The organism is Streptomyces sp. O3 (assembly GCF_054788135.1).
The window spans coordinates 44,173-57,959 of the sequence record NZ_JBTVYK010000027.1 but is presented as its reverse complement, the minus strand read 5'-3'; the positions used below and the strand labels follow the sequence as shown (position 1 = coordinate 57,959).

General features: G+C 67.1%; 8 protein-coding genes. All 8 read right to left on the bottom strand.

Features of this window, described 5'->3' with window-relative positions; all coding sequences use genetic code 11:
* Nucleotides 1-8: 8 nt before the first annotated feature.
* On the bottom strand, nt 9-584 hold the full coding sequence (locus tag ACX6XY_RS15730) for a MepB family protein (RefSeq protein ID WP_460330689.1): 576 nt from the start codon (nt 582-584) through the stop codon (nt 9-11).
* Between the two features lie 126 nt (nt 585-710).
* A complete protein-coding gene (tuf, locus tag ACX6XY_RS15725; protein WP_460330687.1) occupies nt 711-1,904 on the bottom strand; it encodes an elongation factor Tu in 1,194 nt (397 codons plus the stop codon).
* 153 nt (nt 1,905-2,057) lie between these two features.
* Nucleotides 2,058-4,184 carry an elongation factor G gene (gene fusA, locus ACX6XY_RS15720; protein ID WP_460330684.1) on the bottom strand — a complete coding sequence of 709 codons (2,127 nt, stop codon included), beginning with the start codon at nt 4,182-4,184 and terminating at the stop codon, nt 2,058-2,060.
* A gap of 39 nt (nt 4,185-4,223) precedes the next feature.
* On the bottom strand, nt 4,224-4,694 hold the full coding sequence (gene rpsG, locus ACX6XY_RS15715) for a 30S ribosomal protein S7 (protein ID WP_460330682.1): 471 nt from the start codon (nt 4,692-4,694) through the stop codon (nt 4,224-4,226).
* Between the two features lie 2 nt (nt 4,695-4,696).
* Nucleotides 4,697-5,068: a 30S ribosomal protein S12 gene (gene rpsL / locus ACX6XY_RS15710; protein ID WP_156726499.1), complete on the bottom strand. Its 372-nt coding sequence runs from the start codon at nt 5,066-5,068 to the stop codon at nt 4,697-4,699.
* Nucleotides 5,069-5,369: 301 nt separating this feature from the next.
* The gene (locus tag ACX6XY_RS15705) at nt 5,370-5,930 is read right to left on the bottom strand and encodes a DUF1707 and DUF4190 domain-containing protein (RefSeq protein WP_460330679.1); all 561 of its coding nucleotides are present in this window, start codon (nt 5,928-5,930) and stop codon (nt 5,370-5,372) included.
* Nucleotides 5,931-6,084: 154 nt separating this feature from the next.
* Nucleotides 6,085-9,984 carry a DNA-directed RNA polymerase subunit beta' gene (locus tag ACX6XY_RS15700; RefSeq protein WP_460330678.1) on the bottom strand — a complete coding sequence of 1,300 codons (3,900 nt, stop codon included), beginning with the start codon at nt 9,982-9,984 and terminating at the stop codon, nt 6,085-6,087.
* A gap of 121 nt (nt 9,985-10,105) precedes the next feature.
* A complete protein-coding gene (gene rpoB / locus ACX6XY_RS15695; RefSeq protein WP_460330675.1) occupies nt 10,106-13,591 on the bottom strand; it encodes a DNA-directed RNA polymerase subunit beta in 3,486 nt (1,161 codons plus the stop codon).
* Between the last annotated feature and the right edge of the window lie 196 nt (nt 13,592-13,787).

Below are 13,787 nucleotides of genomic sequence, written 5' to 3'. Positions count from 1 at the left end.
CGCACGTCTCACTCCGCCGGGGCGGGTGACAGCGGGCTCGGTGCACCGCTGGCCGGGGTGGCCGAGTAGAGGGCGTGGGCGCGCGTCAGGTCGGCGCGCCGCCCGTTCTGGCCGAGGTCGAAGAAGTAGTTCACCTGCCAGGCCTGTGTGCCGCGGGCCTGCCGGTTGGTCGTGGTCACCCACGGCGGGTAGACGCGGAATCCGCGCTTCCCGCCGGAGCCGCCGCGGGAGACGATCCCGCGCTCGCACAGCGCCTCGCGCGGGAACACGAACTGTCCGAAGCCGTCGTCGTCACGGCAGCTGATGACGAAGAGGTCCACTCCGTCGGCGGCGTCGAAGGGCCGGATCGGCCCCTGCTCGGACCGCTGCCACACGGTGACGAACTGACCCGCCTTCGTCGGCGTGGTCCTGGCCACGCGGAACCGGACCGAGCGGTCGTCGAGCGTGAACGCGCACGCCGCGTACTCGGCGCTCTCCGGTTCGGAAACCGGCGGCGAGCAGGCGAAACCGCCCGGCTCGTATACGAGTGCCTTCGCTGCCAGCAGGTCACGGTGAAGGCCCGTCCACGGCTGATACGTCACCATGCCGCCATCCTGCCATCGCCCGCGTGCGCGGGTACGGAACGGCCGGAGCCCCCGTACACCCAAGGTGTACGGGGGCTCCGGTTCGAGCTGTCGCCCGCTGCGCGGGCTACCAGGTCAGAGCGTCACTCAGGCGACGATCTTGGTGACCTGGCCGGCGCCGACGGTCCGGCCACCCTCACGGATGGCGAACTTCAGGCCCTCCTCCATGGCGACGGGCTGGATGAGCTTGACGCTCATCTCGGTGTTGTCGCCGGGCATGACCATCTCGGTGCCCTCGGGGAGCTCCACCACGCCGGTCACGTCCGTGGTACGGAAGTAGAACTGCGGGCGGTAGTTGTTGAAGAACGGGGTGTGGCGGCCACCCTCGTCCTTCGACAGGATGTAGGCCTGGGCCTCGAACTCGGTGTGCGGCGTGACCGAACCGGGCTTGATGATGACCTGGCCGCGCTCGACGTCCTCGCGCTTGATGCCGCGGAGGAGCAGACCGACGTTCTCACCGGCCTGGCCCTCGTCCAGCAGCTTCCGGAACATCTCGATGCCGGTGACCGTGGTGGTGGTCTTCTCTTCCTTGATGCCGATGATGTCGACGGTCTCGTTGACCTTGAGGACACCACGCTCGATGCGGCCGGTGACGACCGTGCCACGACCGGTGATCGTGAAGACGTCCTCGATCGGCATCAGGAACGGCTTGTCGACGTCGCGCTCGGGCTGCGGGATGGCCTCGTCCACGGCGTGCATGAGCTTGAGGACGGACTCGCCCCACTCCTTGTCGCCCTCCAGGGCCTTCAGAGCGGAAACCTTGACGACCGGAACGTCGTCGCCCGGGAACTCGTACTCGGAGAGGAGCTCACGGACCTCGAGCTCGACGAGCTCCAGGATCTCCTCGTCGTCCACCATGTCGGCCTTGTTCAGGGCGACGACGATGTACGGAACGCCGACCTGGCGGGCCAGGAGCACGTGCTCCTTGGTCTGCGGCATCGGGCCGTCGGTGGCGGCGACCACCAGGATGGCGCCGTCCATCTGCGCGGCACCGGTGATCATGTTCTTGATGTAGTCCGCGTGACCCGGGCAGTCGACGTGGGCGTAGTGACGCGCCTCGGTCTGGTACTCGACGTGCGCGATGGAGATCGTGATACCGCGCTGGCGCTCCTCGGGAGCCTTGTCGATCTGGTCGAAGGCCGAGGCCTCGTTCAGGTCGGGGTACGCGTCGTGCAGCACCTTGGTAATGGCGGCCGTGAGGGTCGTCTTACCGTGGTCGATGTGACCGATGGTGCCGATGTTGACGTGCGGCTTAGTCCGCTCGAACTTCGCCTTCGCCACTGGGTCCTCCTGTGGAGTGGTTCTGGTACGCCTTACTCATCGGCGCCAGGTGATCTTTGCTGGGATGCCGGGGCCTGGGGGCATTCCCACCCGTAGCGGGTCGGAATGCCCCTCAGGCACCGGTGATAAGCCTAAAGCGTGAACTCGGGTGAGTTACTCGCCCTTGGCCTTCGCGATGATCTCCTCGGCGACGTTCCGGGGAACCTCGGCGTAGGAGTCGAACTGCATCGAGTAGCTTGCGCGACCCGAAGTCTTGCTGCGGAGGTCTCCGACGTAGCCGAACATCTCCGAGAGCGGCACGAGGCCCTTCACGAGACGGGCGCCGCCGCGCTCCTCCATGGCCTGGATCTGGCCACGGCGGGAGTTGATGTCGCCGATGACGTCGCCCATGTAGTCCTCGGGCGTGGTGACCTCGACGGCCATCATCGGCTCGAGCAGCACGGGGCTGGCCTTGCGCGCGGCCTCCTTGAACGCCTGCGAACCGGCGATCTTGAAGGCGAGCTCGGAGGAGTCGACCTCGTGGTAGGCACCGTCGATCAGGGTGACGCGGACGCCCACCATCTCGTAACCGGCCAGGATGCCGAACTGCATGGCCTCCTGCGCACCGGCGTCCACCGACGGGATGTACTCCCGCGGGATGCGGCCACCGGTGACCTTGTTGACGAACTCGTAGGACGAGTCGCCGCCCTCGATCGGCTCGATCGCGATCTGCACCTTGGCGAACTGACCGGTACCACCGGTCTGCTTCTTGTGGGTGAAGTCCACGCGCTCGACGGTCTTGCGGATCGTCTCGCGGTACGCGACCTGCGGCTTGCCGACGTTGGCCTCGACCTTGAACTCGCGCTTCATGCGGTCGACGAGGACGTCGAGGTGGAGCTCGCCCATACCACCGATGATGGTCTGGCCGGTCTCCTCGTCCGAGTGAACCTGGAAGGAGGGGTCCTCCTCCGCGAGACGCTGGATGGCGACACCCAGCTTCTCCTGGTCACCCTTGGACTTGGGCTCGATCGCGACCTGGATGACCGGCGCCGGGAAGTCCATGGACTCCAGGATGACCGGCTTCTTGTCGTCGCAGAGCGTCTCACCGGTGGTGGTCTGCTTCAGGCCCATGACGGCGACGATGTCGCCGGCGCCCACCGAGTCGATCTCCTCACGCTTGTTGGCGTGCATGCGGTAGATCTTGCCGATGCGCTCCTTCTTGCCCTTGACGGAGTTCAGCACCGCGGTGCCGGCCTCCAGGCGTCCGGAGTAGACCCGGATGAAGGTGAGCTTGCCCAGGTGCGGGTCGCTCGCGATCTTGAACGCGAGGGCGGCCAGCGGCTCCTCGTCGCTCGGCTTGCGAACGATGGCCTGCTCGGGGTCCTTGACGTCCTGGCCCTCGACGGACTCGACGTCCAGCGGGGACGGCAGGTAACGCACGACCGCGTCGAGCAGGGGCTGCACGCCCTTGTTCTTGAACGCGGTGCCGCAGAACACGGGGGTGACGGTGGTGCCGCCGCCCTTGCCGGAGGCGATGGTGATACGGCGGATCGCCGCGTACAGCTGCTCCACGGTGGGCTCCTGGCCCTCCAGGTACAGCTCCATGACCTCTTCGTCGTTCTCCGCGACGGCCTCGAGCAGCTTGCCGCGCCACTCGTCGGCGGCCTCGGTGTGCGTGGCCGGGATGTCGACGATGTCGTAGGCCTCGCCCAGCTTGGTCTCGGCGGACCAGACGAAGGCCTTCATCGTGACCAGGTCGACGACGCCCTTGAAGTCGGCCTCAGCGCCGATCGGCAGCTGCATGACCAGCGGGGTCGCGCCCAGGCGGTCGACGATCATGTCCACGCAGCGGTGGAACTCCGCACCGGTGCGGTCCAGCTTGTTGACGAAGCAGATACGCGGCACGCCGTAACGGTCCGCCTGACGCCAGACGGTCTCGGACTGCGGCTCGACACCGGCGACACCGTCGAACACCGTCACGGCACCGTCCAGGACGCGCAGCGAACGCTCCACCTCTACGGTGAAGTCGACGTGCCCCGGAGTGTCGATGATGTTGATGGTGTGATCGACGTTCTCGAGCGGCCAGTGGCAGGTCGTCGCGGCGGACGTGATCGTGATGCCGCGCTCCTGCTCCTGCTCCATCCAGTCCATCGTGGCGGCGCCGTCGTGGACCTCACCGATCTTGTACGAGACACCGGTGTAGTACAGGATCCGCTCGGTGGTCGTCGTCTTGCCCGCGTCGATGTGGGCCATGATGCCGATGTTGCGCACCTTGGCCAGGTCAAGCGAAGTGGTAGCCATAAGGCTTCAGTCTTCTCTCGGTCTCGATGTGGGTACTGACTACCAGCGGTAGTGCGCGAAGGCCTTGTTGGACTCGGCCATCTTGTGCGTGTCCTCGCGCTTCTTGACGGCAGCGCCGAGGCCGTTGGAGGCGTCGAGCAGCTCGTTCATCAGGCGCTCGGTCATCGTCTTCTCGCGGCGGGCGCGGGAGTAACCCACGAGCCAGCGCAGCGCGAGCGTGTTGGCGCGACCGGGCTTGACCTCGATCGGCACCTGGTAGGTGGCGCCACCGACACGGCGGGACTTGACCTCGAGGGTCGGCTTGATGTTCTCGAGCGCGCGCTTGAGGACGATCACCGGGTCGTTGCCGGACTTCTCGCGCAGGCCCTCCATGGCGCCGTACACGATGCGCTCGGCGGTGGAGCGCTTGCCGTTCAGCAGCACCTTGTTGATGAGCGAGGTCACCAGAGGAGAACCGTAGACCGGGTCGATGATGACCGGGCGCTTCGGGGCGGGGCCCTTACGAGGCATTCTTACTTCTCCTTCTTGGCGCCGTAGCGGCTGCGGGCCTGCTTGCGGTTCTTGACACTCTGGGTGTCGAGCGCACCGCGGATGATCTTGTAGCGAACACCCGGCAGGTCCTTCACACGACCGCCACGCACGAGCACGATGGAGTGCTCCTGCAGGTTGTGCCCCTCACCCGGAATGTACGCCGTGACCTCGATACCGGAGGTCAGACGCACACGCGCGACCTTACGGAGGGCCGAGTTCGGCTTCTTCGGGGTGGTGGTGAACACACGCGTGCAGACGCCGCGGCGCTGGGGCGAAGCCTCCAGGGCCGGCGTCTTCGTCTTCTCGACCTTGTCCTGCCGGCCCTTACGGACCAGCTGCTGGATCGTAGGCACTACTTCTCCGGTTTCTGTGTGCCGTATAAAGCTAACCTGGAACGTCTCCGACCCACGCGGTCGGGTGTGTCGAATACCGCGGACTCCCGCCGAACGAAGCAGGCGAAAGGGCGCGGATTACGGTGTGACTCAGTCGAGGCTCGCCGCACGGACTAGGGCACGCACGGGAGCCTGGGCACACCCCAGGCACAAGGTCTGAGCGTACCTACCCTACGGGCTCTGGTCAAAAGAGAAAGAGCCGCCCAGAGCGGAATCGCCGCTGGCCACGTCACACGGCCTGATCCGCGGCCGGGCGCACGGCTCAGACGCCCGCCGCCGCGGCCAGCATCCCGAACCCGATGATCACCAGCCAGAAGACGATCGCCGCGTACCCGAGCACCAGGCCGGTCACCGCCGAGCCGTCCCCGCGCTCGCCGGTGCGGGCGATCGCGGCGCGCGCGGTGTGCCCCAGGATCACCGCGGGGATGGCGGTCATCCCCATGGTCACCGGGGTGAGCAGGCCGCAGACCAGGGCCCCGGTGGCGTAGCCGTTGGTGGTCTGCTGGGGCGGCGGGGCCGCCCAGAACGTCTGCGGCGGCGGGTGCTGGTGCGGCGCGGCCGGCGGATAGGCCGGGGGCTGGTGGTACGTCGGCGGGCGGAACACCGGCACCGGGCCCTGCGGCAGATCGGCGAGCAGGGTGCTGAGCTCGCCGTAGGTGCCCGCGTGGTGCACCCGTGCCAGCCGGTCGTCGTAGGCGGCCTTGTCGAGCCGCCCTTCGGCGTAGGCGGCCTTCAGTACGTCGGCCGCGCGCTCCCGGTCCGCGTGCGAAGCGCGCATCATCGCATTCTGTCCGGCCTGCCAGCCGTGCCACTCCATCGACATGTCAGCACCTCACCGCCTCTCCCCCCAGGCCGCCTCCATCATCTCTGACGAACGGCATCCACGGCCAGGTTCCCGGAAGACGGGTCGCGGCGAAACGCCGCAGGGCGGCTCCCCCGAGAGGGGAGCCGCCCTGCGGTCTGACGCTGTCGCCTGCCTACTGGTTGTACGGACCGTAGTCGTAGTCCTCCAGCGGGACGGCCTGGCCGGAGCCGGTGCCGAACGGCGAGTAGTCGATGTCGTCGTAGCCGACGGCCGAGTACATCGCGGCCTTGGCCTCCTCGGTGGGCTCCACCCGGATGTTGCGGTAGCGGGACAGACCCGTACCGGCCGGGATGAGCTTACCGATGATGACGTTCTCCTTGAGGCCGATCAGGGAGTCCGACTTGGCGTTGATCGCCGCGTCGGTCAGGACCCTGGTCGTCTCCTGGAAGGACGCCGCCGACAGCCACGACTCGGTGGCCAGCGAGGCCTTGGTGATACCCATCAGCTGCGGACGGCCGGAGGCCGGGTGGCCGCCTTCCTTGACCACACGACGGTTCTCGGTCTCGAACTTGCCGCGCTCGACCAGCTCGCCCGGCAGCAGCTCCGCGTCGCCGGACTCGATGATCGTCACCCGGCGCAGCATCTGCCGGATGATGATCTCGATGTGCTTGTCGTGGATCGCCACGCCCTGCGAGTTGTAGACCTTCTGGACCTCGCCGACCAGGTGGACCTGGACCGCGCGCTGACCGAGCACACGCAGCACGTCGTGCGGGTTCTCGGTACCCACGGTGAGCTTCTGGCCGACCTGGACGTGGTCGCCCTCGCCCACCAGCAGACGGGCGCGCTTGGAGATCGGGAAGGCGATCTCGTCGCTGCCGTCGTCCGGGGTGACGACGATCTTCTTGGTCTTCTCGGTCTCCTCGATCCGGACGCGTCCGGACGACTCCGAGATCGGCGCCATGCCCTTCGGCGACCGGGCCTCGAAGAGCTCGACGACACGCGGCAGACCCTGGGTGATGTCGTCACCGGCCACACCGCCGGTGTGGAAGGTACGCATCGTCAGCTGGGTGCCGGGCTCACCGATGGACTGGGCGGCGATGATGCCGACCGCCTCACCGATGTCGACCAGCTTGCCGGTGGCCAGCGAACGGCCGTAGCAGTAGGCGCAGGTGCCGACCGCCGACTCGCAGGTCAGGACCGAGCGGGTCTTGACCTCCTCGACGCCGTTGGCGACCAGGGCGTCGATCAGGACGTCACCCAGGTCGACGTTGGCCGGCGCGATGACCTTGCCGTCCACGACGACGTCCTCGGCGAGCATCCGCGCGTACACCGACGACTCGACGTTGTCGGCCTTGCGGAGCACCCCGTCGGCGCCCTTGCCCGCGATCTTCAGCTTGAGGCCGCGGTCGGTGCCGCAGTCCTCCTCGCGGATGATCACGTCCTGCGAGACGTCCACCAGACGACGGGTCAGGTAACCCGAGTCGGCGGTACGCAGGGCGGTGTCCGCCAGACCCTTACGGGCGCCGTGCGTGGAGATGAAGTACTCCAGCACGGACAGACCCTCACGGAACGACGCCTTGATGGGCCGCGGGATGGTCTCGTTCTTGGCGTTGGACACCAGACCGCGCATACCGGCGATCTGACGCATCTGCATCATGTTTCCGCGAGCACCGGAGTCCACCATCATGAAGATGGGGTTGGTCTTCGGGAAGTTCTCGTTCATGGCCTCGGCGACGTCGTTGGTCGCACGGGTCCAGATGGTGATCAGTTCGTTGGTGCGCTCGTCCTTGGTGATCAGACCGCGCTCGTACTGCTTCTGGACCTTCTCGTCCTGCGCCTCGTAGCTGGCGACGATCTCCTTCTTCGCCGCGGGAACGACGACGTCGGAGATGGCGACGGTGACGCCGGAGCGGGTCGCCCAGTGGAAGCCGGCCGCCTTCAGGTTGTCGAGCGTGGCCGCCACGATGACCTTGGGGTAGCGCTCGGCGAGGTCGTTGACGATCTCGGAGAGCTGCTTCTTGCCCACCGAGTAGTCGACGAACGGGTAGTCCTCGGGCAGCAGCTCGTTGAACAGCGCGCGGCCCAGGGTCGTCCGCAGCCGGAAGCTGTCACCCTGCTGCCACTCGGGCTCGCCCTCCTCGCGGGCCGGCGGGGTCCAGCCGCGCGGCGGCATGGTGCCCACCGGGAAGCGGATGTCGATCGGCGCCTGGAGCGAGAGCTCACCGGCGTCGAAGGCCATGACCGCCTCGGCCGTGGACGCGAAGCCGCGGTCCTCGCCCTTGACGTCCCGCATCTCCTTGTCCGTGGTGAGGAAGAAGAGACCGAGCACCATGTCCTGGGTGGGCATGGTGACGGGGCGGCCGTCGGCGGGCTTGAGGATGTTGTTCGAGGACAGCATCAGGATGCGGGCCTCGGCCTGCGCCTCCGCGGACAGCGGCAGGTGCACGGCCATCTGGTCACCGTCGAAGTCCGCGTTGAACGCGGTGCACACGAGCGGGTGGATCTGGATGGCCTTGCCCTCGACCAGCTGCGGCTCGAAGGCCTGGATGCCGAGGCGGTGCAGGGTCGGCGCACGGTTGAGGAGCACCGGGTGCTCGGCGATGACCTCTTCCAGCACGTCGTACACGACCGTGCGGCCGCGCTCGACCATGCGCTTGGCGCTCTTGATGTTCTGCGCGTGGTTCAGGTCGACCAGGCGCTTCATCACGAACGGCTTGAAGAGCTCCAGCGCCATGTACTTCGGCAGACCGCACTGGTGCAGCTTGAGCTGCGGGCCGACGACGATGACGGAACGCGCGGAGTAGTCCACACGCTTACCGAGCAGGTTCTGCCGGAACCGGCCCTGCTTGCCCTTCAGCATGTCGCTGAGGGACTTCAGCGGGCGGTTGCCGGGACCGGTGACCGGGCGGCCGCGGCGGCCGTTGTCGAACAGCGCGTCGACGGCCTCCTGCAGCATCCGCTTCTCGTTGTTCACGATGATCTCGGGGGCGCCGAGGTCAAGGAGACGCTTGAGGCGGTTGTTGCGGTTGATCACACGGCGGTACAGGTCGTTCAGGTCGGAGGTCGCGAAGCGGCCACCGTCCAGCTGCACCATCGGACGCAGGTCCGGCGGGATGACCGGGACGCAGTCCAGCACCATGCCCTTGGGGCTGTTGCTGGTCTGCAGGAACGCCGAGACGACCTTGAGGCGCTTGAGCGCGCGGGTCTTCTTCTGGCCCTTGCCGGTACGGATGATCTCGCGGAGGCGCTCGGCCTCCTCGTCCAGGTCGAAGGACTCCAGGCGCTTCTGCAGCGCCGCGGCACCCATCGAGCCGTCGAAGTACGTGCCGAAACGGTCGCGCAGCTCGCGGTAGAGCAGCTCGTCGCCCTCCAGGTCCTGGACCTTGAGGCTCTTGAAGCGGTTCCACACCTCGTCGAGACGGTCGATCTCGCGCTGCGCGCGGTCGCGCAGCTGCTTCATCTCACGCTCGGCGCCCTCGCGCACCTTGCGGCGCACATCGGCCTTGGCGCCCTCGGCCTCCAGCTCGGCCAGGTCGGTCTCGAGCTTCTTGGCGCGGGCCTCCAGGTCGGCGTCGCGGCGGTTCTCGATCTGCTGACGCTCGACGGAGACGTGCGTCTCCAGCGAGGGCAGGTCGCGGGTGCGGCGCTCCTCGTCCACGTACGTGATCATGTACGCGGCGAAGTAGATGACCTTCTCAAGGTCCTTCGGGGCCAGGTCGAGCAGGTAGCCCAGGCGCGACGGGACGCCCTTGAAGTACCAGATGTGGGTGACGGGCGCGGCCAGCTCGATGTGGCCCATCCGCTCACGGCGCACCTTGGCGCGCGTGACCTCGACGCCGCAGCGCTCGCAGATGATGCCCTTGAAGCGGACACGCTTGTACTTACCGCAGTAGCACTCCCAGTCGCGGGTCGGACCGAAGATCTTCTCGCAGAAGAGTCCGTCCTTCTCGGGCTTGAGGGTGCGGTAGTTGATGGTCTCCGGCTTCTTGACCTCGCCGTGGGACCAGGTTCGGATGTCGTCCGCGGTCGCCAGGCCGATCCGCAGCTCGTCGAAGAAGTTGACGTCGAGCACTGTCGTCAATCCCTCTTTCAGGGTCGTGCCCCTCGCGTGAGCGAGAAATGGGCTCTACATCATGGTCTGTACGGGTCCGGGGCGACCGGGGCTCCCGATCGGGGAGCCCCGGCCAGGCCCGTCAGACCTCTTCGACGCTGCTCGGCTCGCGCCGGGACAGGTCGATACCGAGCTCCTCCGCGGCGCGGAAGACGTCCTCATCCGTGTCGCGCATCTCGATGGACATACCGTCCGACGACAGCACCTCCACGTTCAGGCACAGGGACTGCATCTCCTTGATGAGCACCTTGAAGGACTCGGGGATGCCGGGCTCGGGGATGTTCTCGCCCTTGACGATGGCCTCGTAGACCTTCACGCGGCCAGTGACGTCGTCGGACTTGATGGTCAGCAGCTCCTGGAGGGCGTACGCGGCGCCGTATGCCTCCAGCGCCCACACCTCCATCTCACCGAAGCGCTGGCCACCGAACTGGGCCTTACCGCCCAGCGGCTGCTGGGTGATCATCGAGTACGGGCCGGTCGACCGGGCGTGCAGCTTGTCGTCGACCAGGTGGTGCAGCTTCAGGATGTACATGTACCCGACCGAGATCGGGTCCGGGAACGGCTCACCCGAACGGCCGTCGAACAGCCGCGCCTTGCCGGACGGCAGCATCATGCGGTCGCCGTCACGGTTCGGCAGGGCGTGCTCGAACAGGCCCGCGAGCTCGTCCTCGCGCGCGCCGTCGAACACCGGGGTCGCCACGTTCGTACGGCGCTCGACGCGGTCGGCGCCGATGCCCTGGAGCCGCTGGGCCCACTGCTCGCTCAGGCCGGAGACGTCCCAGCCCTGGCTGGCGAGCCAGCCGAGGTGGATCTCCAGGACCTGTCCCGGATTCATTCGGGACGGGACGCCCAGCGGGTTCAGGATGATGTCGACCGGGGTGCCGTCCTCCAGGAACGGCATGTCCTCGATCGGCAGGATCTTGGAGATGACGCCCTTGTTGCCGTGGCGGCCGGCGAGCTTGTCACCGTCGGTGATCTTGCGCTTCTGCGCGACGTAGACGCGCACCAGCTGGTTCACGCCCGGCGGCAGCTCGTCGCCCTCTTCGCGGTCGAAGACGCGGACGCCGATGACCTTGCCGATCTCGCCGTGCGGGACCTTCAGCGAGGTGTCGCGGACCTCGCGGGCCTTCTCGCCGAAGATCGCGCGGAGCAGGCGCTCCTCGGGGGTCAGCTCGGTCTCGCCCTTGGGCGTGACCTTGCCGACCAGGATGTCGCCGGCGACGACCTCGGCGCCGATCCGGATGATGCCGCGCTCGTCGAGGTCGGCGAGCACCTCCTCGGAGACGTTCGGGATGTCCCGCGTGATCTCCTCGGGGCCGAGCTTGGTGTCACGGGCGTCGACCTCGTGCTCCTCGATGTGGATCGAGGAGAGGACGTCGTCCTGGACGAGGCGCTGCGACAGGATGATCGCGTCCTCGTAGTTGTAGCCCTCCCACGGCATGAACGCCACGAGCAGGTTCTTGCCGAGCGCCATCTCGCCGTCTTCGGTCGCCGGACCGTCGGCGAGCACCTGGCCCTCGATGACCCGAGCGCCCTCGTCGACCAGGACCTTCTGGTTGACGGACGTGCCCTGGTTGGAGCGGGAGAACTTGGCGACGCGGTACGTGGTGTACGTGCCGTCGTCGTTGGCGACGGTGATGTAGTCGGCCGAGACCTCCTGGACGACACCGTCCTTCTCGGCCTTGATCACGTCGCCGGCGTCGACCGCGCAGCGGTACTCCATGCCGGTGCCGACGAGCGGGGACTCGGCGGTGATCAGCGGCACGGCCTGGCGCATCATGTTCGCGCCCATCAGGGCGCGGTTGGCGTCGTCGTGCTCCAGGAAGGGGATCATGGCGGTCGCGACCGACACCATCTGGCGCGGCGAGACGTCCATGTAGTCGACCTCGGTGCCGGGCACGTAGTCGACCTCGCCGCCGCGGCGGCGGACCAGCACGCGGGGCTCGGCGAAGCTCATCTCGTCGTTGAGCGTCGCGTTGGCCTGCGCGATGACGAAGCGGTCTTCCTCGTCGGCGGTCAGGTAGTCGACGTCGTCGGTGACCGTGCCGTCGACGACCTTGCGGTACGGCGTCTCGACGAAGCCGAAGGCGTTGACCCGGCCGTACGAGGCGAGCGAGCCGATCAGACCGATGTTCGGGCCTTCGGGGGTCTCGATCGGGCACATGCGGCCGTAGTGCGACGGGTGCACGTCACGGACCTCGAAGCCGGCCCGCTCACGCGAGAGACCACCCGGACCGAGCGCCGACAGACGGCGCTTGTGGGTGAGACCCGACAGCGGGTTGTTCTGGTCCATGAACTGCGACAGCTGGCTGGTGCCGAAGAACTCCTTGATGGAGGCGACGACCGGCCGGATGTTGATCAGGGTCTGCGGCGTGATCGCCTCGACGTCCTGGGTCGTCATGCGCTCGCGCACGACGCGCTCCATCCGCGCCAGGCCCGTACGGACCTGGTTCTGGATGAGCTCGCCGACGTTGCGCAGGCGGCGGTTGCCGAAGTGGTCGATGTCGTCCGTCTCGACGACGACCGTCGCGCCGCTGTCGCCGACCGTCTCGGTCTCGCCGGCGTGCAGCTTCACCAGGTACTTGATCGAGGCGATGATGTCCTCGACCGTGAGGATGCCCGCGTCCAGCGGGGCGTCCGCGCCCAGCTTCTTGTTGACCTTGTAGCGGCCGACCTTCGCCAGGTCGTAGCGCTTGGGGTTGAAGTAGAGGTTCTCCAGCAGCGTCTGCGCAGCCTCACGCGTGGGGGGCTCGCCCGGACGCAGCTTGCGGTAGATGTCGAGCAGCGCGTCGTCCTGACCCTGGGTGTGGTCCTTCTCCAGGGTGGCGCGCATGGACTCGTACTCGCCGAACTCCTCCAGGATCTGCTCGGTGGTCCAGCCGAGCGCCTTCAGGAGGACGGTGACGGACTGCTTGCGCTTGCGGTCGATGCGCACGCCGACCATGTCGCGCTTGTCGATCTCCATCTCCAGCCAGGCGCCCCGCGAGGGGATGATCTTGGCGGAGTAGATGTCCTTGTCGGACGTCTTGTCGATCGAGGAGTCGAAGTAGACACCCGGCGAGCGGACCAGCTGGGACACCACGACACGCTCGGTGCCGTTGATGCAGAAGGTGCCCTTGTTGGTCATGAGCGGGAAGTCGCCCATGAAGACCGTCTGGGACTTGATCTCGCCGGTCTCGTTGTTGGTGAACTCGGCGGTGACGAAGAGCGGCGCGGCGTACGTGAAGTCGCGCTCCTTGCACTCGTCGATGGAGTTCTTCGGAGGCTCGAAGCGGTGGTCGCGGAACGTCAGCGACATCGACCCGGAGAAGTCCTCGATGGGGGAGATCTCCTCGAAGATCTCCTCGAGGCCGGACTTGGTGGGGACGTCCTGTCCGCTGTCCAGAGCCGCCTCGACACGAGCCTTCCAGGCGTCGTTGCCGAGCAGCCAGTCAAAGCTCTCGGTCTGCAGCGCAAGAAGGTTCGGAACCTCGAGGGGCTCCTTGATCTTTGCAAAGGAGATGCGCAGCGGGGCGGTGCTGGCGCCGTTGTTCGTATTGGAGGTCGAGGCGTTGCGCGAGGCGGCCAAGAGGGGGTCCTTCCGAGGGCTCGGACTCACTACGCGCGTACCGGTCCCACAATCGAGCACTCCAAAAGAAATCCCAGATCAGGGATGCTCAGTCGACGGTGCTCAAGCGTGGGCATGCCCCTGGTGACGGACAGGAGGCAGCTAACAGGCAGCGCAAAGGGTCAGTGTAGCCACTTGGCACACTGATGTCCAGAGC